The following is a 26799-nucleotide window of genomic DNA, read 5'->3' on the forward strand; positions in this document are numbered from 1 at the left end:
TTAACTGCGTGATATAGAGTGTGGGAAGGGGTTGCCAAGGTGGCGGGCCCTTTTAAACGGAAGTCAGGGAGGCAAGGATGCTGGGGATCTGGTTGAGCGTGGCGCAGGTGGTGATCAGCGGTTATCAGCCCATCGCGGAACAAACCTGGGTGCAGTTGAACCCGGAATATTACCCCCTGACACGCACGCCGCCCGCCATGTTTGTTGCGTGGCGTGGCAACCAGTTCCCGCCACTGGCCCTGAAGCAGAAGCATGGTCGCTGGCAGATCCTCTTTCCCGCCCGGCTGGTCCCCCCTTTCGATTTGTTCGAGGGGGAGGCGCAGCTTTCTAAAACCTATTTGGCAAGGCTGCGACGCATCGATGAGATGGCTTACGGGGTCGTACATGGTCAGGTGGGGGCAATCGTGCAGCAGGGGAGTGGTTTCCCTGGTTATGGCGCGCAATCCATCGCGCCCTTTATCGCCGAGTTCCGCACACCCCAAAACACGTTCGGTGGTGTCGATATTTCCACCGATACCGACGAGAGCGAACCTCTGCTGGCTCAATTAGGCGTGACGTTTCGCACTGCGGGGATGAGTGGTGCACAAGGATATGAGGGAGTAGCGAGCGCCGATATGGCGCTCGTCAGCAGCAAGGCTAGCTTATCCGCAGGCAGTGATGCCATGCTCACCCTCTCTGATCCGGCAGCAGGCGACCCACAAACCGTGTGTCATCAGGTCGCGGCAGGGGAGACCCTGTGGCGCATTGCCAACCAGCTATCCAGTGCCCGGGGGGCTGATACCTACAGCTATTTGTTGGCGCTGGTGGCGGAGAATCAGCAACGGCTTGGCAAAAGCATTCGGGTCAGAACGGGGGATGGCCTTTACTGTCCGCGCGCCGAGACCCTGGCGAAGTTTGATGCCCTGAGCCCGGCCCAGCGTCAGCAGCAATTTGCCCGACTGGAGCAGGGACGCTAAATGCAGAATCGGTACCTTGTATCCGCATTTGGCCCGTGGTAGTATTCGCGCTCGTTTTGCGAGGTGCCGACCGGTCGCAGTCTGCACCATACATTCCTTTAAAAGAGATACATACTATGTCTTTCGTATTCCAAGCTGAAGTCCGTTCTGACCTGGGGAAAGGTGCGAGCCGCCGCCTGCGTCAAGCTGACCAAGTTCCTGCCATCGTTTATGGTGCAGGTAAAGAAGCCCAGTCCATCACCGTTGACCACAAGAAATTCATCCTGGCCCAAGAAAAGCCGGAATTCTACGAGTCTGTACTGACCCTGGTTATCAACGGCGAAGAAGTTAACGTAAAAGTGAAAGCTATCCAGCGTCACCCTGTACGTTACAAGCTGGTTCACCTGGACTTCGTTCGCGTTTAATCACGAACTGTCAGGTAGCAGAAAAGCCACTTTCAGGAGTGGCTTTTTGCTATAAGGAATCTTGTGAGCGGACTGAAAGAACAATCAGGTCAGCCACAGCCACAACCGGTTATCCCAGCTGGCTAAGCGCTTGTTGGCAGCGCTGCTCGGCGGCATCCAGCTCCAGCAGCACCATCCTGATATCCTCCATCTGTTGCTGCAGCGTCTTCCGTTTCTCGGTGACCAGCCCGAGCATGGTTTGCAGCTGGGTACGGCTGCTCTTGTCGGCATCATAAAGATCAAACAGCTCGCGGATCTCGGCGAGGCTGAACCCGAGCCGCTTGCCGCGCAGGGTGAGCTTGAGGCGAACCCGATCCTGCTTGCTGTAAATGCGGGTTTGTCCCTCTCGGGCGGGATTGAGCAACCCCTGATCCTCGTAGAAACGGATACTGCGCGTCGTAATATCAAATTCCCGGGCCAGCTCACTGATGCTGAAGCGCCGTCCTTCATCCTTGTTGTTCATACAGACTTCTTGGCGAACTAAATCCTGTCTGCACCTTACCTAAACGTAAACTGCACTGCAACTCTTGTTCCATCGCGTCAGAACCCCTATGTTATGGCCATGTAACAAACAGAGGCAGGCAAATGGATATTGCAATTGTGGCGGCAAAACGGACTCCGATGGGGGCGTTTCAGGGGGCATTGGCAGAGGTCACTGCGCCTGAGTTGGGAGCCTGTGCCATCGAGGCGGCACTGAAGCAAAGTGGGCTGCGTCCGGAGCAGGTCGATGAAGTGTTTATGGGCAATGTGCTGGCGGCGGGCGTGGGGCAAGCGCCAGCCCGGCAGGCGTTGTTGAAAGCAGGGTTGCCAGATAGTGCGCCTGCTACCACGGTCAACAAGGTGTGCGGATCCGGCATGAAAGCTGTGATGCTGGCGGCGGATACCATCCGCCTTGGTGACAACAGGGTGGTGGTGGCAGGGGGGATGGAGAGCATGAGCCGTGCCCCCTATCTGCTGGATAATGCTCGCAGCGGCTTTCGGATGGGGCATCAAAAGGTGCTGGACCACCTATTCCTCGACGGTTTGCAAGATGCTTATGATGGCCAGCTGATGGGGATACATGCCCAGCGCAGCGCCGATCAGGCCGGTTTGACCCGCACTGCCATGGATGAGTTTGCCCTAGCGTCATTGCAGCGGGCCCGCGATGCGCAGCAAGCCGGCGCGTTTGTGTCCGAGCTGACAAGCGTCTATCGCGGTGAGCGCTTGTTGCTGGCCGAAGACGAACAGCCTGGCAAGGGCAGACCGGAGAAGATCCCGACCCTGAAGCCAGCGTTTGGCAAGGAGGGCACCATTACGGCGGCCAATTCGAGCTCCATCTCGGATGGTGCGGCGGCGCTGATATTGATGGATGGCGCCACGGCGCAAGCCTGGCAGGTACCAGTGCTGGCACGGATCGTCGGTTATCAGAGCCACGCGGCATTGCCCGCCGAATTTACCTCTGCGCCCATTGGCGCCATTTCACGCTTGCTGGCGAGTCTGGCATGGTCGGTGGAAGAGGTGGATCTCTTTGAGATCAACGAGGCCTTCGCCATGGTCACCATGCTGGCCATGAGTGGGGTCGGCATCCCTCATCACAAGGTCAATGTCCATGGTGGGGCCTGTGCGCTTGGTCATCCGCTGGGGGCGAGTGGCGCGCGCATTCTGGTGACGCTGATCGCCGCGCTGCGGCAACGAGGTTTGCGGCGAGGCGTGGCCGCGATCTGTATCGGGGGCGGGGAGGCGACAGCTATCGCGGTCGAGGTGAATGACGAGACGAATTAATTGGTGGCTTCCATCGCCAGCAGTTGTTCCGTGACCCAGGTGGTGGCGGCCAGATAGAGGTGACTCACCTTATCCTCGCTCAGCCCCAGGCGGGCTGTTCTGGCCGTTACCCGTGACCAGTTGGCGCTCTCGTAATCTTCACAAAACGCGAGGTAGAAACCGAGATTGCCTTTTCGCTCCAGCAGCGCCAGCCGAATATCGTCGATAAGAGGGATAGTGCCGAGCAGCTTGTCCATCGGCTGCTCCATCAGTACATCCAGCAGGGAGAAGAGACCAGTGATAAAGGCCTGTTGTGCCTGCTGGCTCGGGGCGTGGGCGTGGGCCAGCAGTTCACAGAATCGGGCTCGGATCATCGACATCTGGTAGAGCTCGGCGCTCTTGCCCTTGCCGGCGCTGGTCGCGGCTACCAGCGAGACAAAGCGCTTTAGCTGGGTGTTGCCCAGATAGATGGCAGCCTGGCGAAATGACGAAATAGGGTTGGTGTGACCTTTGAGATGGTTGACATAGCGCAACAGCTTGAGAGAGAGGGAGATATCCTGACCGAGTAGCTGCTCAATCTTGTTGATATCAGGCTCTGCCTCGTTGACCACGTTGAGCAACTGCATCACCACGACTTGCGCTGGCTCCATGGTGGCTTGCTTGACCATCTCGGGTCGACTGAAGAAAAAGCCTTGGAACAGCTGGATCCCCAGCTGTTTGACCCGTTCGAACTCAGCCTTGTCCTCTACTTTTTCCGCCAGATAGGTGAGCCCCAGCGTTTGATGACGTTGGATAAACACCTTGATCTGCAGCAGGGGGGTAGCGCGAAGATCAAACTTAATGATGTGAATAAAGGGGAGGAAGCGCTCCCAATCCGGCGACATGGTGAAGTCATCGAGGGCCAGCTGATAACCCAGCTTGTGCAGCTGTTTCACCTTTTCCAGCAGGGCATCATCCGGTGGAGAATCTTCCAGGATCTCAATCACCACTTTTTCGGGCGGCAGGCACTCTGCCAATCCCTCCAGCAGCAGTGAGTGGGGAAAATTGATAAAGCAGGGGCGGCCCCCCAACAGCTGATCGATATTTTGTTGCAGAAACTGTTCAACCACCAGGCGTGACGTCGCCTGCTGGGAGGAGATACTCGGGAAGACATTATTCAGACTATCGCGAAAGAGCAGCTCATAGGCATGGGTATTGAGGTCTCTGTCGAGGATCGGCTGTCTTGCTACGTAGGAATACATGCCTTGCTCCAGTAAAGGTACTGGGTTGATTTTATGGTGTTGCGGAACACTATGCCAGTTTTGACCCTGTTCGGTAAGGCAATAATTGGCATAGCGTTTTTCTGCAGGGAAGGAATTTAGAAGAGATAACTCAATTGGGCGCCAGCCAGCCAGGCATCTCCCTCGGATGTCCCTTGGAAGGTGGAAATACTCTGCGGGTTGCCAGGTTGCAAAGCCATTTTTTCAGTAACATCAACCTTCTTGCCATCGATCAGGGTCAGCCCCAGATCCATGGTCAGGTTGGGGGTGAATTGATAACCCATCCCCAGGCTGTACCAAATTCGGTCTGCATCCGGAATGGAGATGGTACGGCGATCTGCTGGTACAGGGCTCGCATCGTAAGCTACTCCTGATCGCAGTTGCCACTGTGGAGTGAGTTGATAGGTCATCCCGATCGCATAGCGCCAGCTATCTTCCCAGTGTTCATCCTTGATATGCATGTTGGGCAGTGTATCCAGATCTGCTTCCAGCTGGACAAATTTGCTCCAGTTGGTCCAGTTCAGGCTGCCATGAATAGCCAGTTTTTCAGTCAGCTGATGAAATGCTGCAAGCTCTGCCGTTGCCGGTAGCGGAAGATCCAGAGAACCTGTGTCTCTGAGTTCTTTGCCGCTGGGCAGGCCAATGATGGCGTCACCCGAGAGTGTCAAGTTGACATCGTGCCGGTATGAGAGGCCAATCCGGGTCTGTTTGGATAGTTCCAGCAACGCGCCGACATTCCAGCCCCATGCCCAGCCATCTCCTTGCAGATGCTTTGCTATCAGGTTGCGCGAGGGGAAGGTGCCGCCGACTTCGCCCTCACCCTGAATAGCTGAAATACCGGCTCCCACCGACAACATCTCATTGATGCGGTAGGCAAGTGAGGTACCCAGATCCATGGTCTTGATATCGGAAACATTACCAAAGTGCCCAGCGCTGTAGTTGTCTGGCATCTTGATGCCAAGGCCGTAGTAAGAGGTGGCCGAGAAGCCGAGGCGCCACTGTTCATTGAGCGGGATGATCAAATAGGCGTTGGGTACCCAGGCTGCGGCCGCGATATCGTGCGCACTCGCATCCGAGGTGACGATACCAGCTTGGGTCGGCAAGCGGGTGTTACCTTCAATATTGACGTCAGGACTGACATAGATGACACCGCCAGACAGCGCCATCTGATCGAAGCGGGTCATGGCTGCTGCATTGCGGGAGAGCACACTGGCGTTATCCGCGATGGCTGCCTCACCGGCAAAGGCGCGTCCAAGGCCTGTGGCGGATTGTTCAGCTAGCTGGAATCCGGCTGCGTGGGTCTGACCCGCGATCACCAGTAGGGCGATCGCGGACGGTTTGAGGATGGAATGCATGGAAAAGTCCTTGCTGTTACCCGAAGGTTTAATCGGTCATATCAATGAGGGCAGGATTTTATATGGTATGACCAGTAAGGCAACGGCAATGGCATCTATCTGGAGAAAACAAGATTAAATGCTGGAATGATGTGCTCTAATAGATTGATTGAAAAGGAAAAATAAACACATGTGTGCTACATGTGTGCGCTGAAATGGGTTTTCGGATAAAAAAAGAGCGCCTGTTGGCGCTCTTTTAGAGTGAGCTGTAATCAGAACTTCATGTTGAACTGGGCTGAGGCGAGGAAGGCGTTGCCGTGGGAAGAACCTTTCCAACGCAGAGCGTCTGAGTGGTTACGCAGACCCTCGTTGACATCAACCTCTTTACCATCCAGATAGGCCATGCCGAAATCAACACTCATATCGGTGTTGATATGGTATGTGGCGCCAGCGCTATACCAGACACGGTCGGAGTCCGGGATACTCAGGCTACGATATTCCGGTTCGATAGGACTGTTATCATATGCAAAACCAATACGTGCTTCCCAAGCCGGGTTGATATACCAGGTACCACCGATAGAGTAACGAGTAGAGTCTTTAAACTTTTCGTCCTTTTGCAGACATACGCCGCCAGCGCATTGGTTACTGGTTGCTTTCAGCTCCTGGAATGCGCTCCAGTCAGTCCAGTTCACGGAGTAATGTACGGCGAATTGCTGATTCAAACGGTGATAACCGGCAAACTCTGCTTGAGCAGGCAGATCCAGTTTCAGATTGCCATCAACAACGCGGTTCCCTGAAGTGAGTCCCTGGAAGTCACCATCAAAGCTCATATCGACTTGTGAGCGATAAGTCAACGCAAAGCGATTGTTTTCATTGACTTCGTACAGAGTACCTACGTTCCAGCCAAAACCCCAGGTGTCGCCTTTCAGGTGAGCCAGACGAGTATCCGTTGCCAGCGGACCGCCTTGACTCGGCGGGTTCAACGGACCCAGCAGACCGGCATAGCGGTTCAGTTCGGCTGCACCGTAAACAGCATTAATACCTGCACCGACGCTGAAGTGTTCATTGATGCGATAGGCGATGTTCGGGTTGATATTGAGAGTCATCAGCTCAGTATCACCAGCACCTGCACCAGCAGGGAAGGTTTTGGAGTACTCGGTAGACAGCCCGTAGTTGGAGAAGAGCCCGATACCCCAGGCCCACTGGTCATTCAGCGGCTGGATAAAGTAAGCAGCAGGAACGAAGGCTGCCGGAGCAATGCCTGATTCGCTGGCGGGAATTGGCCCAAAGGGAGTACCAACGCTGCCATTAACATCTACGTCCGGTTTGATGTAGGTACCGGAGACGGAAACTGCCATCTTGTCAAAGGTGGTCATGGCGGCAGGGTTACGGGACAATACGGAGGCGTTGTCGGCGATAGCCGCTTCGCCGGCATAGGCGCGACCCAGACCGGAGGCCGAGTGCTCGTTCAATTGGAATGCCGCGGCATGGACTTGACCGGTGGCCAGCGCGATGGTGGCGGCAATCAGGCTCTTCTTGAAAATAGTTGTCGTCATGGTGTTCTCTCTTGTAGGCAGATTTTTTTGCCGATATTGGCTGCACGTTCAATGCAAACCTCGACAAAATCCGTTTTTATTTCAGCTTCTTCCCAATCAATTCTGGCGTGATTCTATGGATCTGGTAGGAGGTAAGAAATCAGACCAGTGACAGCAGAATACATAAAAGTGATCGATGTGTTAATCATTTGTTTTAACTTGCTGTTTAATTCATCATTTTCAGGGTCTAAAGGCGGAATATTGACCTGGATTGCTGATCTCCGTCACAAAAATAATTTTGTCAATTTTTCGAAATCTTGAGGCAAATGAGTGACAAAGGGGAGTAATCAGGGAGGGAACAGGCAGCGGCTCGTGACCGCCGCCTGCTATTGAGGATGGATCTGAGGTTGTTAACCAGCGATGTTAAATGTCCCACTGCAGACGTGACTGCAGGGCGTTGGCAACGGGGGCAAGTGGCTCTTTCATTTCGCCAATCAGTACCATATTGGCGCCTTTGAGCTGGACTATCTCCCCTTTGAGGGTGCCATCTTCAAAGGTGGCCTGTTGCAGGGTTAATGGCACATGTTTGGGCACTAAAAAGAGAGTGACTGGCCCCATCTTTCCCTGGATCACCATGTGCAAGGCTGGTCCCTGATAAAACGAGCAGTGATTGACATAGGTCACCTTGAGCCCATCCATCCCGCTTAAGGTGGCGCCATACTTCTCCATCTTGGCATTTATGTTATGCAGATTGACCTGCTCATCGACACCTTCAATAAAGGGTTCTTCGCCATAGACATGAGCCATCGCCACCTGTGCGAGGGAGAGGGCCGCAGGAGCCGTTTCTGGCAGCGTGATCCAGCGGGTGCTCATTCCCAGCAGGAAGGCGACCGATGCAGCCAGGGCGATCTGGCGCCAGGATGTTGATGTCCGGAGCTTGACTGGTGCCGTGCCAAGGGGGCGGGATGGCGGCATATCATCTGGCGCATCACTGTCTTGCAGCATGGCTTGCCTGAGCAGGATCCGCTCGGCCAGTCCGGCGGGAACCTCTACCTGCATGGCGCGCTTGAGGCTTCTGTCGAACTGCTTCATCTCGTCGAGGTAGTTCCGATTGGCCTGGCTTGCTTCAGCGGTTTTGAGAAAGTCCGGTTGTTGATCGTTGGGCTGGATCATGGCGTTGCGGCGAAATTCGAGTTCATCCATGTCCGTGTCCTCTTGCTTGGTTCTTCTGCTCCATCGCCTCCTTGAGCTGGTTGCGGGCGCGAAACAGTCGGGTCATGACGGTGTTCTTGTTGAGGCCGAGCATCTCGGCAATCTCCTCACCACTGAATCCTCCCACGACTTGCAGCAGCAGTGGCTCCTGATACTCCTCCGGCAACCGGGCGATGTGACGGTGCAACCACTCGTTCTCCATCTCCTGTTCACTGTGCAGCGTATCGTGCTGGGGTTGAGGGTGATCGTCGAGAGCCACCAGTTCCAGCTGTTTGCGTTCAAAGCGGCGGGCGTTCTCCCGTCTGAGGATGGTGATCAGCCACCCCTTGGCCGCCTTGTCATCCTGCAGTGTGTCGATAGCCTTCCAGGCACGCAGGAAGGTCTCTTGCACCAGATCTTCCGCTACGTTGGGATCCCGGGTCAGCCAGTAGGCATACCGGTATAGATCGCCGTGCAGCGCATGAACCAGTGCTTCAAATTTGGTTTGTTTGTCAGCCATGGGATCAGAGACCGGCGAAGTGGCCGGATCATTTCCACCAATATGCTGCTGAGCACGTTTTTTTCTAAAAAACAGCAGTGCCATAGGGCAATCCTTGTCAGGGGGCGTGGCGGCGGGAGCGCTAACTCCCGTGCGCCAGCAGGTAAATCAGGTGCGCAATACCGGCGGTTTCATCAGCCCTGAGGGTACGCGCCAGAGCGCGCCACTCGATGGGAGGGGCAGAAGAGGGCCGTGCAAAACAGGCTCGCTCGAGTGCGGCGAGCGCGTTGCCGACCCGATTATGCCCAGCGTCAGGCAACTGGCCTAATTGATAATAGGGGACCTGCCAGCGCAAGGTCGCCCACAGGATCAGTGCCTTGCGACTGGCATCCGGCTGGTGTCGGGCAAGGGCACGTTGCAGTTGATAGAAGGCTCGCCAGCGGGGGCTGCGGCGCCATAGCGCACGCAGTGTTATGGCCAGCACGACCCACCAAAGGCTCTCTCGCAGTGCCACCTGCGATGTCTGCTCATCAGGTTGCCGATTTGCTGTTGCCTGAAACGTCAGCGTGATGGCGGGCAGGCTGGCCTGCTCAATCCGGCCGCTTTGGGTATTAAACCAGGGCAGATCAATGGGGGGCAGCTGATAGTCACCGCTCTGCTCCGCGACCAGAGTCTGGCGCCACTGTCGCTCAAACAGCAGCTTGCCATCGCGGTAACGCTCCTGCTGTTGCTCGCCATCGGGATGTGCCTGTATGCCGCTTGGCAGTTGATGGGCCATCAGGGGGGCAAGCTGTATCTGACCGCTGTCACCATTCTCCATGGTCAGGCTTAGGATCCGGATCAGCGGTTCACCCACTTCCCCCGTGGTGGCCGGTTCAAGACGCTGGCTCAGGGTCAGCCGGGTGGCCACCGGCGTGGCGGGGGCTTTGTCGACCCTCACCTCTAGCGGTGCCGCGCGGGCCGAGAGTTTTTGCGGCTTGTTCCCTTGCTGCGTGAGCTGCCCCTGCAAGCGGGGTGAGTCGAGGAGCCATAGCCCAGGCGCTTTTGCCTGAACGAGCCAGCTGCGGGTGAGCCGGCCGGGTAGACCAGCCTGAACGGGGGCGATCCACTCGTCGCTACCGAGGCGACGGATGGTAAAGTGGGCAGAGCTGAGCTCGCTCAGGGCCGGGTTTTGCATGCTGGTAGGTAGCCACAGTGTCAGCCGGTAGATCACCGGCTGGCCGGGATAGAGCGGGCCCTGATGCTCAAGGCTAGCCTGCATCTCGAGGGGCGAGGGGGCAGCGGGTTGCGGCAGCGCCGCTGTTTTCACCTCTCTCAATGGCAGGGTGAGCGAGGGGGTAAACTCATTTCCCAGCTTGAGCGGGGCAATCACCACCTTTGTATTAGCGGGTGAGTCGCTCTGGTGCAGCGGGATCTGCCAGCGAGTCAGTTGTTGTACCGGGGTGGTGACCCGGCTCATGGTCACTCTGCCCACTGCAAATTGGCGCAGTAGGGGGGAGATCTCCAGTTCGTTGCTCTGGCGCTCGCCATCTGCTTCGATGATCAGTAGCCAATCGTTGGGGTCGGCCCCCGGCAGCAGCTCTGCCCGGGGGGGCAGGGCCCAACCAAGTGGACTCGCGAGTGCGAGCAACAGCCCCCATCCTGCCCGCGTCACCAGGGCTCCTCCACCTTGATCAGATCCCGGCGCAGCGCCTCTTTGCGCAGTCGCTGTTCCAGCAGCAACACCGGGGGAGAGGGGGGCAGGGGCATTGCCGTCGCCTGCTGAGCGGCCGATGGTTCGGGTTGCTTGCTGTTGCTGGTATCGGGAGCCGCCGCCGCTGCGCCCTGTAACAGAGAGAGGTTATAGAGCGCATCTTCATGACCGGGTTCAAGCGCCAGGGCCGCCAGATAGGCCTCTTTGGCTGCGGCAAACTCCCCCAGTTGCAGCAGGGCATTACCGCGGTTGTAGTGGGCAGTGGCACTCGCTGCTTCCTGATAGGCTGCGATGGCTTGCCGATAGGCACCGGCTCGATACCAGGCGTTGCCGCGCCAGACGGGATCGTTGAAGGTGCGGGCGGCCCGCTGAAAATCCCCCTCTTGATAAGCCTGCATCGCTTGCAGATCTCCCTTCTCTGCTGCTTGCAGATCTTGTGGCGCAAGCAACTGAGCTCCCACCATCAGCGCCATCATCAACCGGGCGCCGACTCTGGCCAGCAAGGCGAGCGGTAACAAGGGGATCAGCAACCAGGGGCCAAGATCCAGTGGCGCCGGGGTGAGGGCCGAGGTAGTGGTGGGCAGCGGTGCAAAGCGGGGGACATCGCTGCCAAGCCACTGCAGCTCACCGCCGAGACGGTTGGCCAGAGCGGCAATGGCCTGACTATCGGGGACGGGCAACTGCGCGGGCATGCGGGTGGCAAACCCCAACTCATTGGCCGGAATGGCGGGCATGGGGGCCGGTTGACCACTGCTGGCGAGCAGAATATCGAGGCGTGCCGACTGGGTGTCGCGGCAGAGAAGGCGTTGTTGGCAGGGCCACAGAGCAGCGATTTGGGCCATCTGATTCTGGGTGAGGTCGTCGGTGATCAGCAGTAGACGGGCCTGCTCACCGGGGGCCAGCTGCTTCATGGCAAGTTCCACCGCCCGTGCCGGGTTGCTGCCCTGCAGCGGCATGATATCGGGGCGCAAGTCGGGCAGTAGCAGCGAAAGGGCTTGATGATCACGGGTTGGTGGCATGGCGAGGTAGGCATCGCCCGCGTAGAGGATCAGCGCAATGCGCTCTCCCTTTGCGCGGCTCAGCAGCTGCTGCAACTGCCATCTGACCCGGGTCGCCCGATCTGGTTTGAGGTCGGTGGCGGTCATCGAGCGTGACAAGTCCAGCAGCCAGATATCGAGCGGCGCCGCAGGCTGCTGTTGCAGCTCGCCGCGCAGTGCGGGACCACTCAGGGCTAAAATGACGGGCAGGGTTGCCAGCCAGAGCCAGGGGCGCTGAGGACGAGATGCTGGCAGCAGATAAGCCTGCATAGCAGGTGCGAGCAGCGGGGGCTGGCGACGATGGTGCCACCCTTGCCAGAGCCAGGGGATGAGTGCGATCAGCCACAGGGGGCGGAGCAAGATCAGCTCCATCTGCGCGTGCCTCGTGCCAGCCAGTTACGCACCATGCGAAACTCCAGTCTGCCGTGCCCTGATGGCAGAAGCAGCAAGCCACAAAGCAGTGCCAACGGCCAGGGATAGAGCTCGATCACCGGCTGGTACTGGGCAATCGGCATGGGGGCAGGTTCAAGGGCATTGAGAGTCGCATTGATGGTATCGAGATCGCTTTGGGTGCGTGCCCGAAAGTAACGCCCCTGGCCTGTCTCGGCCAGCTCTTTCAGGAGCGGCTCGTCAAGTTCGCTGCTGGGATCGGCCTGACCGCTGCCCGCCTCATCGTAGGGTTGGATAAAGGTATCGGGATCGGCCCCGACCCCCAGCGTGTAGATCCGTATTCCCTGCGCTGCGGCGAGTTTGGCCTCCTGCAGCGGATCGGCATTGCCTGCGGTATTGCGGCCATCAGTGACCAGCAGCAGGGCGGTGGGGCGACCCGGATCCCCATGCTGACGTGCCAGCTGGATCGCCTCGCCAAGGGCGGTGGTACGGCCGACCAGATCAAAATCGAGCTCGTCGCTCAAGGTCAACAGCGCCGGGATCTCCTGAGTGAGGGGAGAGAGCAGATAGGCGTGATCGGCAAAGACGATGAGGCCCACCCTGTCACCAGCCCGCTTGGCGATCAACGCCTTGATCTGCTGGCGCACCGCCGTCAGGCGCGCTTGCTGTTCGCCGTTGTCGAGCATATCCGGAGTACGCATACTGTCTGACAGATCCACTGCCAGCAGCAGATCCCGACTCCCTTCATATTGGATAACCGGTTCCCCCCACCACTGGGGGCGGCAGAGGGCGAGAATAAGAGCGCACCAGAGCAGCATGGCGCGCCAGAGCGGCAATCCGGCCTGAGGGCGCAGCAGCGCAAACCCGGGATGAGCCAGATAACCGCGGCGCAGGGGTGGCAAGCCGAAGCGCACCAGCAAGGGCAGCACCAGCGCCAGCGCAAACCAGGGCCAGGCCAGGATCATGGCTGCCTCCGCGCAGCTTTACGCGTCAAGCGGGGATAGCGTTGCAAGAAGAGGCTCTTACCCCAGCGGCGATAATGTTGCCGAAGCTGTTCGCTCTGCTCGCGAGTCGGGTTCTGGCTGCCATAGAGCCAACTGCTCCAGTGAGACGAGAACTGGCTGAAATCGCTGCCACCGTGACGATCGACGAAGGCGAGCCACGCTTCTCCCTGAAGCTGGCGCGCCTCGGGCCAGCGTTGCAGTGCTTCATGACGCAGGGCCTCCTGTATGCGTGCCACCAGCAGTGCCGGATCTCCCTCCAGCTGACGACACCAGCGGCGGTAACGTATCACCCTCTTGGCAATCAGGGCGATCAGCAGCAGTAATAACGCTGTGATCAATAGCCACAATAGCGCCTGCACTCTGGGGTCAAGACTCTGTTCAATCAGATCCGGCCCCGGGTGGATGTCGCGCATCAGGGCGGCCAGCGGCGGAGTGATGGCCTCGGAGGCGGGACTGGCGCTGTCGAGTTCGGTGGGCGAGCTCATCCCTGATGACATAACCCCTCCTGCCACTGCTGTTGCAGCGTCTGGCTGTTATCGAGCAGATAGAGGCGCTGCACCAGCGGCAGCAACAGCTGCTTGCCATGGGCCAGCTGCTGTTCGGCAGCTTGCTGGTAGCGGCGGGAGAAACCGGCATGGCCCCCATCCAGCCAGCCCTGATAGTGCTGGGCTGGCCGATCGATGGCCACCGGCAGCTGGCCGTCAGGGGGAAGGGCAGCCTCAAGGGGATCGCGGATCTGCCAATAGTGGATATCGTGGCGGCGGGAGAGCAGCTGCAACTGCTGACAGAGCGCTGACTCACAGGGTCTGTGGTCGGTGATCAGCGTCAGTTTGGCACCATGGGGCAGCTTCACGCTGGCCAAGGTGTCGGCCAGTGAATGGGATAGTACCCGACGTGCCAGCCCTTGCTGGTAGTGATGGCAGAGGGATTCGAGCAGGGGCAGCACGCTGCCGCGCTGGCTCTGGTGATTTGGGATAAGCCCGTGGCAGATCAGGGTGTTGTGCTGCTTCTCCCCTTGCCAGATCAGGGCTGCTGCCAGCTCGCATCCCAGACGCGCCTTGAGCTGCCGTGTGGAGCCGAAATACATGGCGGGGGAGAGATCAAGCAGCAGCCAGTGCGCCTGATCCAGCTCCTCGCTATAGAGGCGGGTATAGGGACGACCGAGGCGCGCCGTCACTCGCCAGTCGATATGGCGTACCTCGTCACCCGCCTGATAGGCGCGCAGCTCGCGAAACGTGAGTCCGGGAGAGCGGCCAGGTTTGCCGCGTTCGCTATTGATTCGGCCTAAGTTAGGTGGCTTCTTGGCTTTCGCCCAGAGCCGGATATTGAGCAGCCGTGGCAGCGACAGGGCGATATCGGGATGGAGGTCCGGCGCTAGGGACATGGCACCTGATCCAGCAGTTGGGCGATCAGGATGTCGTTATCCAGATTGTCGGCCAGTGCCTGATAGCTGGGAATAAGGCGATGGCGCAGCACCGGATAGGCTTGCAGCTGGATATCTTCCGGCAGCACATAATCTCGTCCGGCAAGCCAGGCTCGGGCGCGGGCGGAGCGAGCCAGCCCCAGCGTAGCCCGAGGGCTGGCCCCCACGGCAATCAATGGCTCAAGGGCAGGGCAAAGACCACTGCCCGGGCGAGTGGCGCAGACCAGCTCCACCAGATAGTGCTCCAGTCTGCTTTGCATGGTCACCGCCAGCACTTCGCTGCGGGCATGCTGCAAGCTGGTCTGACTCAGTGTCACCGGCGCCGCGCCAAGCTGTTCGCCGCTGGCGTTGAGCTGCAAGATGGCGAGCTCCATCGTGGGGCTCGGGTAATCCACCATCAGCTTGAGCAGAAATCGGTCGAGCTGCGCCTCCGGCAGGGGATAGGTTCCCTCCTGCTCGATGGGGTTCTGGGTGGCGGCGACCATAAAGAGAGGCGGCAGTCGCCAGCTCTTTTTGCCCACGGTGATCTGGTGTTCGGCCATGGCTTCCAGCAGCGCTGATTGCACCTTGGCCGGCGCCCGGTTGATCTCGTCCGCCAGCACCAGATGGTTGAAGAGGGGGCCTGGCTGGAAAACAAAACTGGCATCCTGCGGGTGAAACACCTCGCTGCCGGTGAGATCGGCAGGAAGCAGATCGGGGGTGAACTGGATACGGGCAAAGCGCCCCTCGACGGCGCCAGCGAGCGCCTTGACGGCGCGGGTTTTGGCCAGCCCGGGGGCCCCTTCGATTAACACATGTCCTTCACATAACAGGGCAATCAGGAGCCCTTCTATTAGCTCCTCCTGCCCCAGGATCTGACTGCCAAGATAGTCCCTAAGTGCTCTGAACTCGGCCGCTGCCATGCGATAAACCCGTTGTTTTTATGGAAGTTGATCTTTTTATACTCCAGTTGCTCCCCAAGGGCGAGCAAAGGGGCCTTGCCGTGCTTAATTTAGTTTCAATCAGCTGTATGAAACTTGTGATTGGATTGTTAAGATGTGGCGCAATGAGGTCAGACCTCTGCCTTTTAAACCAAGGAGCCAGGATGAAACAGCCATTGAAACTGACGACTCGCCAGGGCGAACGGATTGCCGTCGTGGCGGGGCTGCGTACCCCCTTTGCCAAGCAGGCCACCGCCTTTCATGGCGTGCCTGCAGTCGATCTCGGCAAACTGGTGGTGAGCGAGATGCTCGCCCGTACCAATCTCGATCCCAAGCTTATCGACCAGCTGGTGTTTGGTCAGGTGGTTCAGATGCCGGAAGCCCCCAACATTGCTCGCGAGATCGTGCTTGGCACCGGCATGAGCGTCAATACCGATGCCTATAGCGTCTCCCGCGCCTGCGCCACCAGTTTTCAGGCGGTGGCCAACGTCACCGAATCCATCATGGCGGGCACTGTGGATATCGCCATCGCTGGCGGTGCGGACTCCTCCTCCGTGCTCCCTATCGGAGTGAGCAAGAAGCTGGCCCGCGCCTTGGTGGATCTCAACAAGGCGCGCAATCTGCAGCAGCGCTTCAATATTCTACGTCAGCTGCGGGTCAAGGATCTGCTGCCGGTGCCGCCTGCCGTGGCGGAATACTCTACTGGCCTCTCCATGGGGCAGACCGCCGAGCAGATGGCCAAGAGCCACCAGATCAGCCGCGAGGCGCAAGATGCGCTGGCTCACCGCTCCCACACTCTGGCCGCGCAGGCTTGGGCCGATGGCAAGCTCAGTGGCGAGGTGTTTACCGCCCATGTACCGCCCTACAAGTCGCCGCTGGAGCGGGACAACAATATCCGTGAAAGCTCGGATCTCGCGAGCTACGCCAAGCTCAAGCCGGTGTTTGATCGGGTTCATGGCACAGTGACGGCGGCCAACGCCACGCCGCTGACCGATGGCGCTGCCGCCGTGCTGCTGATGCGCGAAGGGCGGGCGAAAGAGCTGGGCCTCGAACCGCTGGGCTATATCCGCAGCTTCGCTTTCTCGGCCATCGATGTGTGGCAAGACATGCTGATGGGGCCCTCCTACGCCACGCCGCTGGCGCTGGACAGAGCCGGCATCACGCTCAGCGATTTGACTCTGATCGACATGCACGAAGCCTTTGCCGCCCAGACTCTGGCCAACCTCAAGATGTTCTCAAGCCACGAGTTTGCCCGTGACAAGCTGGGCCGCGATCAGGCCATCGGCGAGGTGGACATGGAGAAGTTCAACGTCCTCGGCGGTTCGCTGGCCTATGGCCACCCCTTTGCCGCGACCGGTGCGCGGATGATCACCCAGACCCTGCACGAGCTGCGTCGTCGCGGTGGGGGATTGGGGCTCAACACCGCCTGTGCGGCGGGTGGATTGGGCGTGGCTATGGTGTTGGAGGTTGAATGATGAGCGCTAAGACTTTTTCCCTGGATGTTCGCAAAGATGGCATCGGCATCCTCACCATGGATGTGCCGGGCGAGAGCATGAATACCCTGAAAGCCGCCTTTGTCGAGGAGATCCGCTCCGTACTGGACGAGGTAAAACGCAACAAGGATTTGATCGGGCTGGTGATCACCTCCGGCAAGAAGGACTCCTTCATCGCCGGCGCTGACATTACCATGCTGGCCGCCTGCACCAGTGCCAAGGATGCCGAGACCCTGTCACGAGAAGGGCAGGAGATCTTTGCCGAGATCGAGGGGCTGACCATTCCGGTGATCGCCGCCATTCATGGCCCCTGCCTCGGTGGCGGGTTGGAGCTGGCGCTGGCCTGCCATGGTCGGGTGGTGACCGAGCACGGTAAAACCGTGCTGGGATTGCCGGAAGTGCAGCTCGGTCTGCTGCCGGGCTCTGGCGGTACCCAGCGTCTGCCGCGCCTTATCGGGGTGGCCAAGGCGCTGGATCTGATGCTGACCGGCAAGCAGGTTCGTGCTAAACAAGCCAAGAAATTGGGGCTGGTGGACGATGTGGTGCCGCCGTCAATCTTGCTGGATGCTGCCATCAAGCTGGCCAAGAAGGGCAAACCGCGCCATCAGTTGAAACGGGATCTGCAGGGCAAGGTGCTGGAGACCAACAAGCTGGGCCGTAAGGTGCTGTTCGATCAGGCCAGCAAGGGGGTGAAAGCCAAGACCCGCGGCAACTATCCGGCGCCGGAGCGGATCCTGGATGTTGTGCGCATCGGCGTGGAGGAGGGGATGAAGGCCGGTCTGGCCGCTGAATCCCGCCACTTTGGCGAGCTGGTGATGACTGCTGAGTCTGCCGCCCTGCGTTCCATCTTCTTTGCCACCACCGAGATGAAGAAAGAGGTCACCTATCAGGGAGCCGAGCCGCGCAAGGTGGCCCATGCCGCCGTGCTGGGCGGTGGTCTGATGGGGGGCGGCATTGCGTTCGTCACCGCTACCAAGGCGGGCGTGCCGGTGCGGATCAAGGATGTGGCAAGCGCCGGGATCGGCAATGCCATGCGCTACAGCTATGACATTCTGGCCAAGAAGCTCAAGCGCCGTCATATCCTGCGCAGCGAGCTGGAAAAGCAGATGAGCCTGTTGACCGGTACCCTCGACTACTCCGGTTTCCACCGGGTGGACATGGTGGTGGAGGCGGTGTTTGAAGATCTCAATCTCAAACACCAGATGGTGAAGGACGTGGAGCGTGAGTGCGGTGAGCACACAGTGTTTGCCTCCAACACCTCTTCCTTGCCCATCAACCAGATTGCGGCAGAGGCGGCGCACCCAGAGCGAGTCGTGGGGCTGCACTACTTCAGCCCGGTGGACAAGATGCCGCTGGCGGAGATCATCCCCCACGCTGGCACCAGTGCCGAGACGGTCGCTACCACCCTGGCTTTTGCCCGCGCCCAGGGCAAAACGCCCATCGTGGTGAAGGACGAAGCCGGTTTCTACGTCAACCGCATCTTGGCGCCCTACATGAATGAGGCGGCAAGACTGGTGCTGGAAGGGGAGCCGGTAGAGGTGCTGGATAGCGCGCTGCTGGACTTTGGCTTCCCGGTTGGCCCCATCACCTTGCTCGATGAGGTGGGGATCGATGTGGGCGCCAAGATCTCCCCTATTCTTGAAAAAGAGCTGGGCGGCGAGCAGTTCCAGGCGCCCAAGGCGTTCGACAAGCTGCTGCAAAATGATCGCAAGGGACGCAAGAACGGCAAGGGCTTCTATCTCTATGGCAAGGCGGCACCGCGCAACAAGCTGACTGGCAAAGAGGGCAAGAAGACGGTGGACGAGAGCGTCTATGGCGTGCTCGGCATCAAGCCGTCTGCCAAGCTGGCCCGTCAGGAGATCGCCGAGCGCTGCGTGTTGCTGATGCTCAACGAAGCGGCCATGGCGTTGGATAGTGGTGTGGTGGCCTCGGCCCGTGATGGCGATATCGGCGCCATCTTCGGCATCGGTTTCCCGCCTTTCCTTGGCGGCCCGTTCCGTTATATGGATACGCTCGGGATCGATCATCTGGTTGGCCGTCTGGAGTATTACCAGAAGCGCCACGGCGACCGGTTCGCCCCCTGTGCCCGTCTCAAGGCGATGGCCGCAGAGCAGCAGACCTTCTACTGATAATCGCTGCCGAGTGACAGCAAGGCAAAGAGGCCCGCACACCATGCGGGCCTCCTTCTATGTTGTGGTTTGTTCGGGTTGTACGGCTTGGGCAGCGCTCATGCTGGCAGAAGCAACCGATTAAAAAACGGCCCACCGAAGTGGGCCGTCGAGATATCACGTCACGGGTCAGATCCCCGGTTTGCGCTCCGGGCAGCGGCCGATGATATCGGGCGGCAGCTCGCCGTTATCCTGCTCCAGCACCACGTCGAATCCCCACAGTTGATGCAGGTGTTTGAGCACCTCATGGCGTGAGTCGCCAAGGGGTATGCGGTTGTGGGGCACATAGCGCAGGGTGAGGGAGCGATCCCCCTTCACGGCAACGTTGTAGACCTGAATATTGGGTTCCAGATTACTGAGGTTGTATTGGGCCGACAGGGTATTGCGCACCTGACGGTACCCTTCGTCATTGTGGATGGCGGAGACCTTCAGATAGTTCTTCAGATCGTCGTCATCAATGGCGAACAGCTTCATATCCCGCATCACTTTGGGACTGAGGAACTGGCTGATAAAGCTCTCGTCCTTGAAGTTCTGCATGGCAAAGTGGAGGGTGTCGACCCAGTTGCTGCCGGCATAGTCGGGGAACCAGTATCTATCTTCCTCGGTCGGGTTCTCGCAGATGCGGCGCAGGTCGGTAAACATGGCAAACCCCAGCGCATAGGGGTTGATCCCCGAGTAGTAGCGGCTGTTGTAAGCAGGTTGATAGACCACATTGGTGTGGCTGTGCAGCACCTCCATCATGAAGCGATCGCTCAGCTTGCCCTCGTCATAGAGGTGATTGAGGATGGTGTAGTGCCAGAAGGTGGCCCACCCCTCGTTCATCACCTGAGTCTGCTTTTGCGGATAGAAATATTGGCTGATTTTGCGCACGATACGCACCACTTCCCGCTGCCAGGGCTCCAGCAAGGGTGCATTCTTCTCGATAAAGTAGAGAATGTTCTCCTGGGGCTCGGCCGGGTAGCGCCTGTCCTCCACGCCAGCCGCTTTATGCTGCTTGGGCAGGGTTCGCCACAGCTCGTTGACCTGAGTCTGCAGATAATCTTCCCGCGCCTTCTGACGCCGCTTCTCCTCAGCCATCGAGATCTTCTGTGGACGCTTGTAGCGATCCACCCCGAAGTTCATCAGGGCATGGCAGGAGTCGAGCAGCTGTTCCACCGCCTCGATGCCATGCTTCTCTTCGCACTGGGTGATGTAGTTCTTGGCGAACAGCAGGTAGTCGATGATGGAGGAGGCATCGGTCCAGGCCTTGAACAGGTAGTTGTTCTTGAAGAAGGAGTTGTGGCCGTAGCAGGCGTGTGCCATCACCAGCGCCTGCATCGGCATGGTGTTCTCCTCCATCAGGTAGGCGATGCAGGGATCGGAGTTGATGACGATCTCGTAGGCCAGCCCCATCTGGCCGCGCTTGTAGTTTCGCTCGGTATGGATAAAGCGCTTGCCGAACGACCAGTGCTGATAGCCGATGGGCATGCCGACGCTGGAGTAGGCATCCATCATCTGCTCGGCGGTGATCACCTCGATCTGGTTGGGGTAGGTATCCAGCTTGTAGAAACGGGCGACCCGGGCGATCTCCTGGTGATAGGTCTCCAGCAGATCGAAGTTCCAGTCTGGTCCGTCATCCAGTGGCGCTACACGTTTTTCTGTTTCGATCATGTGACCTCCTCACGCCGCTTGTTTCTTGAACAGCTCGCGGAACACCGGATAGATATCCTCGACCTTGCGAATGTGCTCCATCGCAAAGTGGGGGAACTGGCTGGCTACCGATTCATATTCGTGCCACAGGGTCTGGTGGGCACGGGTGGTGATCTCGATGTAGGAGTAGTACCTCACCCTTGGCATGATGTCCCGCGCCAGGATCTCCCTGCACTGCGGTGAGTCATCAGCCCAGTTGTCTCCATCCGACGCCTGCGCCGCATAGATGTTCCACTGGTTGGCGGGGTAACGCTCGTTGATGATGTCGTTCATCATCTTGAGGGCGCTGGAGACGATGGTGCCGCCAGTCTCCTGGGAGTAGAAGAACTCGTGCTCGTCCACCTCCTTGGCCTGGGTGTGGTGGCGGATATAGACCACCTCGACGTTTTTGTAGGTCCGGCTCAGGAACAGATAGAGCAGGATATAGAAACGCTTGGCCATCTCCTTGGTGGCCTGATCCATGGAGCCCGAGACGTCCATCAGGCAGAACATCACCGCCTGGCTGGAGGGAACGGGCCGTTTGACGAAGTTGTTGAACTTGAGATCGAAGGTGTCGATAAACGGAACCGCATCGATCCGCCGCTTCAGCTCGCGGATCTCCTTCTCGAGCAGGGCGATTTCTGCAAAGTGCTCGTTGGGATCGGCGGCCAGCAGGGCCAGCCTATCTTCCAGTTCATGCAACTGGCGTTTCTTGCCAGCTTGCAACGCCATGCGACGCGCCAGCGAATTTTGCAGGGAACGCACCACGTTGATGTTGGCGGGCACCCCGTTGGAGGTGTAGCCCGCCCGATAGGTTTTCACCTCCATTAGCTGATTGAGCTGGGTTTTCTGTAGCCTGGGCAACTCCAGATCTTCAAACAGCAGATCGAGATACTCATCCTTGGAGATCTGGAACACGAAATCATCGGCCCCTTCACCCTGATTGGATGCCTGTCCCTCGCCGGAACCCTGTCCACCGCCCCCTCCTTTGGGGCGGTCAATCTTGTCGCCGGAGACGAACTGATCATTGCCGGGATGCACCATCTCCCGTTTACCGCCGTGCCCCTGATGAAAATGGGGCTCGCCGATATCCTTGGTCGGGATGCTGATGCTCTCACCCTTGTCTACGTCCTGAATGCTGCGCTTGGAGACAGCATCCGAGACCGCTTGTTTTATCTGCTTCTTGTAGCGGCGGATGAAGCGCTGCCGATTGACAGCGCTTTTGTTTTTGCCGTTGAGCCTGCGGTCGATAAAATGCGCCATAACTCCCCCTTGAACAGTCAGGGTCAGGATGACTTGCGTACCCTGAGATACCATTCGGAGAGCAGTCGCACCTGTTTACGGGTGTAGCCTTTCTCCATCATCCGTTCGACAAAGTTATCGTGCTTCTTCTGCTCCTCGGCCGAGGTTTTGCTGTTGAAGGAGATAACCGGCAGCAGCTCTTCCGTGTTGGAGAACATCTTTTTCTCGATCACGGTGCGCAGCTTCTCGTAACTGGTCCAGTTGGGGTTACGGCCTGCATTGTTGGCCCGGGCACGCAGCACGAAGTTGACGATTTCGTTACGGAAATCTTTCGGGTTGCTGATCCCGGCGGGTTTTTCAATCTTCTCCAGCTCGCTGTTGAGCGAAGCCCGATCAAACAGCTGGCCGGTTTCGGGGTCACGGTACTCCTGATCCTGGATCCAGAAGTCGGCGTAGGTGACGTAGCGATCGAAGATGTTCTGCCCGTACTCGGAGTAGGACTCGAGATAGGCGGTCTGGATCTCCTTGCCGATGAACTCCACATAGCGGGGGGTCAGATAACCCTTGATGAACTCAAGGTAGCGATCGTGCAGCTCTTGCGGGAACTGTTCGCGCTCGATCTGCTGCTCCAGCACATAGAAGAGGTGCACCGGGTTGGCGGCTACTTCCGCGTGGTCGAAGTTGAAGACGCGGGAAAGGATCTTGAACGCAAAGCGGGTAGAGAGACCATTCATCCCCTCGTCCACACCGGCGTAGTCGCGATACTCCTGATAGCTCTTCGCCTTTGGATCGGTGTCTTTGAGGCTTTCGCCATCATAGACCCGCATCTTGGAGTAGATGCTGGAGTTTTCGGGTTCTTTCAGCCGTGACAACACCGAGAACTGGCCCAGCAACTCGAGGGTACCCGGGGCGCACTTGGCCTCGGTCAGCTCGCTGTTGACCAGCAGCTTCTCGTAGATCTTCACCTCTTCGGAGACGCGCAGGCAGTAAGGCACCTTGACGATGTAGACCCGGTCGAGGAAGGCCTCGTTGTTCTTGTTGTTGCGGAACTGCTGCCACTCGGATTCGTTGGAGTGAGCCAGCAAGATGCCGTCAAAGGGGAGGGCTGAGAGCCCTTCGGTACCGTTGTAGTTCCCCTCCTGAGTTGCAGTCAACAGCGGGTGCAGCACCTTGATAGGCGCTTTGAACATCTCCACAAATTCCATCACACCCTGGTTTGCTTTACACAGCGCACCGGAGTAGGAGTAGGCATCGGCGTCATCCTGGGCGAAGTGCTCCAGCATGCGGATATCTACCTTGCCGACCAGTGAGGATATGTCCTGGTTGTTGTCATCACCGGGTTCAGTCTTGGCGATGGCGATTTGATCGAGGATGGAGGGGTTGACCTTCTCCACCTTGAACTTGGTGATGTCGCCGCCAAACTCGTGCAGGCGCTTGGCAACCCAGGGCGACATGATGGGGCGCAGATAACGGCGCGGAATGCCGTACTCTTTTTCCAGGATTTCACCATCCTCTTCGATGTCAAACAGACAGAAGGGGTGATCGTTGACCGGTGAGCCCTTGATGCGATAGATAGGCACCTTCTGCATCAGGGATTTGAGTTTTTCTGCCAGCGAGGATTTACCGCCGCCAACAGGGCCCAACAGATAGAGGATCTGTTTCTTCTCCTCCAGCCCCTGGGCGGAGTGTTTGAGGTAGGAGACAATCTGCTCGATCGCCTCTTCCATACCGTAGAAATCTTTGAATGCCGGATAGCGTGCCACGACGCGGTTGGAGAAAAGCCGGCTCAGTCTGGGATTGGCAGAGGTGTCTACCATCTCAGGTTCACCGATGGCGGTCAGCAGACGTTCGGCCGCAGAGGCGTAGCAGGCTTTGTCCTGCTTGCACATATCCAGAAACTCCTGGATGGTGTACTCCTCTTCCCTTGCCTTTTCGTATCGCTGTTGGTAGTGCTCGAAGATGCCCATAACTTTGCCCTCGTTATAGTCGCTTACCCTGAAAAAAGTGGATGGCTGCTTTTGTGTTGTGCGCTTTTAAAGCCTAGTCAACAGACTCCAGTAATCCATCACGGTTGATAGGTTAAATTCTGAAGAAACCTGCCCGATCCTTGTGCGGGGAGGGTCAGTCAACAACACCGCTATGTTACTGACTGTTAAATTATTTTTGCCACGATAGCGAGGTAAATGTCAAAGACATAAAAAATAAATGTTTATGGGAAACAGGGAACTTATTGCGAAAAGATTAAGGGGTTTGACGAAAGGCAATGGGGCTGCGGGTTGGCGGGGTTATGGATGAGAATGTCATTACGTGAACGTCAACGTAAATCACTTTGTTTGGAGTTTTGGCTCTAATTTTTACATTGACGCTACATTTTGAGTGCCCTAGATTGGCGATGTGTGAGCAGCAAGACGCTTTAGCAAGAGAGTTGACTGTTGCCTCACCAAGCTCTGTTTAAGCACGTTTCCGTTGGCTTGACCCTCGCAACCGCGAGGGTCTTCTTTTTCTGTGTCTGTAAACGCTTGTTTCTGCTGGTGGCTATTGACGCCGCCAGAACTCATCTAGCAAGGGTAGGCTTGTTGCACTGCCGCCAAGACGCGGGCAAACGGGTGCGCGGCCAACTGGCCTGCGCCTGCCAGCGATTTGGCCTTGACCCGGCTGGTCAGCGGTGTGGCGATACCACACAAAAAACGGGCCAGAACACGAGCATCCACCGAACCTGTCTTGGCAATGAGCGGATCGCACCAGGCGCGGATCCCCGCCTCGTTTGGCATGGTCAGTTGGGGCAGGGGAGGAAGATGTACCACCTCGCCGCGACAAACCGAACAGTGGCCACAATGAACCGGCGCCACCTCATCGGCAAAATAGCGTGCGAGGCGGTGACTCAGGCACTCATCCGAGGTGAAAAAGTCGAGCATGGCTTGCAGTCTGGCCAGCTCACTCTGCTCTTTTTGCAGGAACAGGGCGTGCAGGGCATTTGCTTCCTGCTCGTTGTCCCACCCCTGACGGGTGATCCGGTAGACCTCGGTCATCTGTTTGCTTTCAAGCTCGATCCAGCCTTGCTGCTGCAGGTAGTCGAGCGCCGCAACGGCCCGCTGCCGCTCCCCCTGATAGCCCTGCCAGAGGGCGTCAAAGTCCATGGTGCACCAGCTGCGCGCTTGCGGGGCGCAGGCGAACAGCTGCTCCAGAAACTGGCGGCGATCCGGATTGAAGCGGCTCACTATCTCGCCTTTATCCAGCACAAACTTGAAGCGGTAGTCGGCGTAGTAGCTGTAGGCCGGGGTGATGATGCCTGCCATCTCCAGATAGACCAGCAGGGTTTTAAGGGGCAACTGGCGGATATTGGTGTCGTTGGAGAGGCGCAGCAGGGTGAATTCCCACTCGCTCCCGCTCTGTTTGATGAGGGCAAGTAGCTGGAGGATGGCACTCAAATCTGGCGTATCGCCGTAGACGAAGTTCTCCAGCACCGGCAGCTGGCTCTGGTTGGCCAGCACGATACAGCGCGATGGCTGGCCATCCCGTCCGGCGCGGCCAATCTCCTGGCTGTAGTTCTCGATGGATTTGGGCAGATCGTAGTGAATGACCCGCCGGATATCCGCTTTGTCGATGCCCATGCCAAAGGCGATGGTGGCGACGATGCAGTCCACCTTGCCCGCCATGAAGTCGTGCTGGATCTGACTGCGCAGCGCCGAGTCGAGTCCGGCATGATAGGCGCGGGCGTTGATCCCTTCTCTAATGAGTTGCTCGGCACAGGCTTCTGCGGTGTGTTGCAAGGTGACGTAGACGATGGTGGGGGCCGCCGGATCGTTGGCCAACTCCTGCGCGAGCCAGCTATCCCGCGCGTCGGGCGCCAGGGGAATGACCGCCAGATCAAGATTGGATCGGTAGAAACCGGTGACCACGACCCCCTCCGGTTCGATGCCGAATTTGGTCTGCATATCCTGAATCACCGCTGGCGTGGCGGTAGCGGTCAGCAGCAACACCTGCGGGATCTTCAGGTCATGACGATAGCTCGGCAGCTTGAGGTAGTCGGGGCGAAAGTTGTGGCCCCACTCCGAGATACAGTGCGCCTCATCGACGACCAGCAGCGAGAGCGGCACTTGCTGGATAAAACGGCGAAAACGCTCGTTCTTGAGTCGCTCCACCGAGATCATCAGGATCTTGAGCTGGCCATCCAGCGCCTGCTGCATCACTCGTCGGCTCTCCTCCGGGCTCTGGCTAGAGTCGAGGGTAGCGGCGCTTATTCCCTTGCTTTTGAGGAAGGCGAGCTGATCGTGCATCAGCGCCAGCAGCGGAGAGATAACCAGGGTCAGGTGAGGCAGGGCGAGGGCAGGCAGTTGATAACAGAGCGACTTGCCGGAGCCGGTGGGAAAGATGGCGGCGGCACTCTGACCTGCCAGCACCCGGCTGATCACCGCCTCCTGGCCTGGCCTGAGTGCGGAGAAACCAAAATATTGGTTGAGCAGGGATGGGATCATGGCAAGGCTCCACGGCAAATGGGGGATGATAGCACAGCGATGCCGGTCACGGGTGACACAGGAATGGTCGTGAGGGTAAGGGCAGAGAGTGTCGATAAAACGTACAAAAATGGGTGGTTGCGCTGTGGTTAAGGTTTTGTTGCGGTTTTTTGTGATGGAAACGGGATATTTTTTGGTGAGTCTCTGGAAAAAAAAGATGGCGAATGGGATATTCCGTCATGCAATCCGGTGACTGGCGGATCGGCCCGACAGAAGGCTGGCCACAGACACTACATTCGGGCGACAGGGGTCTCCCGATGAGTGGTTGCAGACAGGACTCATGATTCATG

The 26799-nt window shown here is 58.2% G+C and carries 21 protein-coding genes; 5 read left to right on the plus strand and 16 right to left on the minus strand.

The window, feature by feature from the left end:
* The first annotated feature begins 77 nt into the window (after window positions 1-77).
* Both I6L35_RS15990 and rplY read left to right on the plus strand, forming a co-directional pair.
* Window positions 78-956: a hypothetical protein gene (locus I6L35_RS15990; protein WP_216978730.1), complete on the plus strand. Its 879-nt coding sequence runs from the start codon at window positions 78-80 to the stop codon at window positions 954-956.
* 116 nt (window positions 957-1072) lie between these two features.
* A complete protein-coding gene (rplY, locus tag I6L35_RS15995) occupies window positions 1073-1360 on the plus strand; it encodes a 50S ribosomal protein L25 (protein ID WP_005345280.1) in 288 nt (95 codons plus the stop codon).
* A 109-nt stretch (window positions 1361-1469) separates the two neighbouring features.
* On the opposite strand, the gene I6L35_RS16000 is transcribed toward rplY, so the two are convergent.
* On the minus strand, window positions 1470-1862 hold the full coding sequence (locus I6L35_RS16000; RefSeq protein ID WP_216978731.1) for a MerR family DNA-binding transcriptional regulator: 393 nt from the start codon (window positions 1860-1862) through the stop codon (window positions 1470-1472).
* A gap of 122 nt (window positions 1863-1984) precedes the next feature.
* Here I6L35_RS16000 and I6L35_RS16005 point away from each other — a divergent pair, with 122 nt between their 5' ends.
* The gene (locus I6L35_RS16005; protein WP_216978732.1) at window positions 1985-3160 is read left to right on the plus strand and encodes a thiolase family protein; all 1176 of its coding nucleotides are present in this window, start codon (window positions 1985-1987) and stop codon (window positions 3158-3160) included.
* Here I6L35_RS16005 and I6L35_RS16010 read toward each other — a convergent pair.
* The 11 genes from I6L35_RS16010 to I6L35_RS16060 form a co-directional block, all read right to left on the minus strand.
* On the minus strand, window positions 3157-4380 hold the full coding sequence (locus tag I6L35_RS16010) for an EAL and HDOD domain-containing protein (protein ID WP_216978733.1): 1224 nt from the start codon (window positions 4378-4380) through the stop codon (window positions 3157-3159). The two genes, I6L35_RS16005 and I6L35_RS16010, sit on opposite strands and share 4 nt — an antisense overlap.
* 116 nt (window positions 4381-4496) lie before the next feature.
* On the minus strand, window positions 4497-5753 hold the full coding sequence (locus I6L35_RS16015; RefSeq protein ID WP_216978734.1) for an OmpP1/FadL family transporter: 1257 nt from the start codon (window positions 5751-5753) through the stop codon (window positions 4497-4499).
* A gap of 251 nt (window positions 5754-6004) precedes the next feature.
* On the minus strand, window positions 6005-7288 hold the full coding sequence (locus I6L35_RS16020; protein ID WP_216978735.1) for an outer membrane protein transport protein: 1284 nt from the start codon (window positions 7286-7288) through the stop codon (window positions 6005-6007).
* 402 nt (window positions 7289-7690) lie between these two features.
* Complete coding sequence (locus I6L35_RS16025) at window positions 7691-8470, minus strand: DUF3379 domain-containing protein (protein ID WP_064341244.1); 780 nt, start codon at window positions 8468-8470, stop codon at window positions 7691-7693.
* Entirely contained in the window at window positions 8463-9062 is a 600-nt protein-coding gene (locus tag I6L35_RS16030) for a sigma-70 family RNA polymerase sigma factor (protein ID WP_216978736.1), read from the minus strand. The genes I6L35_RS16025 and I6L35_RS16030 overlap by 8 nt, the downstream gene beginning before the upstream one ends.
* Window positions 9063-9099: 37 nt before the next feature.
* Window positions 9100-10587 (minus strand): BatD family protein, encoded by a 1488-nt coding sequence (locus I6L35_RS16035; protein ID WP_216978737.1) that lies wholly within the window; start codon window positions 10585-10587, stop codon window positions 9100-9102.
* Window positions 10588-10607: 20 nt separating this feature from the next.
* On the minus strand, window positions 10608-12059 hold the full coding sequence (locus I6L35_RS16040) for a VWA domain-containing protein (RefSeq protein ID WP_216978738.1): 1452 nt from the start codon (window positions 12057-12059) through the stop codon (window positions 10608-10610).
* Complete coding sequence (locus I6L35_RS16045; protein ID WP_216978739.1) at window positions 12050-13042, minus strand: VWA domain-containing protein; 993 nt, start codon at window positions 13040-13042, stop codon at window positions 12050-12052. The genes I6L35_RS16040 and I6L35_RS16045 overlap by 10 nt, the downstream gene beginning before the upstream one ends.
* Window positions 13039-13578: a DUF4381 domain-containing protein gene (locus I6L35_RS16050; protein WP_204383140.1), complete on the minus strand. Its 540-nt coding sequence runs from the start codon at window positions 13576-13578 to the stop codon at window positions 13039-13041. The genes I6L35_RS16045 and I6L35_RS16050 overlap by 4 nt, the downstream gene beginning before the upstream one ends.
* On the minus strand, window positions 13563-14465 hold the full coding sequence (locus I6L35_RS16055) for a DUF58 domain-containing protein (protein ID WP_204383141.1): 903 nt from the start codon (window positions 14463-14465) through the stop codon (window positions 13563-13565). Before I6L35_RS16055 ends, I6L35_RS16050 begins: the two co-directional genes overlap by 16 nt.
* Window positions 14456-15406, minus strand: coding sequence for a MoxR family ATPase (locus tag I6L35_RS16060; protein WP_201902410.1), 951 nt, complete (start codon window positions 15404-15406; stop codon window positions 14456-14458). Before I6L35_RS16060 ends, I6L35_RS16055 begins: the two co-directional genes overlap by 10 nt.
* Before the next feature lie 182 nt (window positions 15407-15588).
* Between I6L35_RS16060 and fadI the strand changes: the two genes are divergently transcribed.
* Window positions 15589-16899 (plus strand): acetyl-CoA C-acyltransferase FadI, encoded by a 1311-nt coding sequence (fadI, locus tag I6L35_RS16065; protein ID WP_216978740.1) that lies wholly within the window; start codon window positions 15589-15591, stop codon window positions 16897-16899.
* Window positions 16899-19046, plus strand: coding sequence for a fatty acid oxidation complex subunit alpha FadJ (gene fadJ / locus I6L35_RS16070; RefSeq protein WP_216980303.1), 2148 nt, complete (start codon window positions 16899-16901; stop codon window positions 19044-19046). Before fadI ends, fadJ begins: the two co-directional genes overlap by 1 nt.
* Window positions 19047-19214: 168 nt before the next feature.
* On the opposite strand, the gene I6L35_RS16075 is transcribed toward fadJ, so the two are convergent.
* The 4 genes from I6L35_RS16075 to I6L35_RS16090 form a co-directional block, all read right to left on the minus strand.
* Window positions 19215-20735: a SpoVR family protein gene (locus I6L35_RS16075; protein WP_040065652.1), complete on the minus strand. Its 1521-nt coding sequence runs from the start codon at window positions 20733-20735 to the stop codon at window positions 19215-19217.
* Between the two features lie 9 nt (window positions 20736-20744).
* Window positions 20745-22016: a YeaH/YhbH family protein gene (locus tag I6L35_RS16080; protein WP_058058196.1), complete on the minus strand. Its 1272-nt coding sequence runs from the start codon at window positions 22014-22016 to the stop codon at window positions 20745-20747.
* 23 nt (window positions 22017-22039) lie between these two features.
* Window positions 22040-23962, minus strand: coding sequence for a PrkA family serine protein kinase (locus I6L35_RS16085; RefSeq protein WP_033113275.1), 1923 nt, complete (start codon window positions 23960-23962; stop codon window positions 22040-22042).
* A gap of 591 nt (window positions 23963-24553) precedes the next feature.
* Window positions 24554-26470, minus strand: coding sequence for an ATP-dependent DNA helicase RecQ (locus I6L35_RS16090; protein ID WP_216978741.1), 1917 nt, complete (start codon window positions 26468-26470; stop codon window positions 24554-24556).
* Window positions 26471-26799: the final 329 nt, after the last annotated feature.

Source organism: Aeromonas sp. FDAARGOS 1405 (assembly GCF_019048265.1).
In the GTDB taxonomy this organism is placed as follows: Bacteria; Pseudomonadota; Gammaproteobacteria; order Enterobacterales; family Aeromonadaceae; genus Aeromonas; species Aeromonas veronii_A.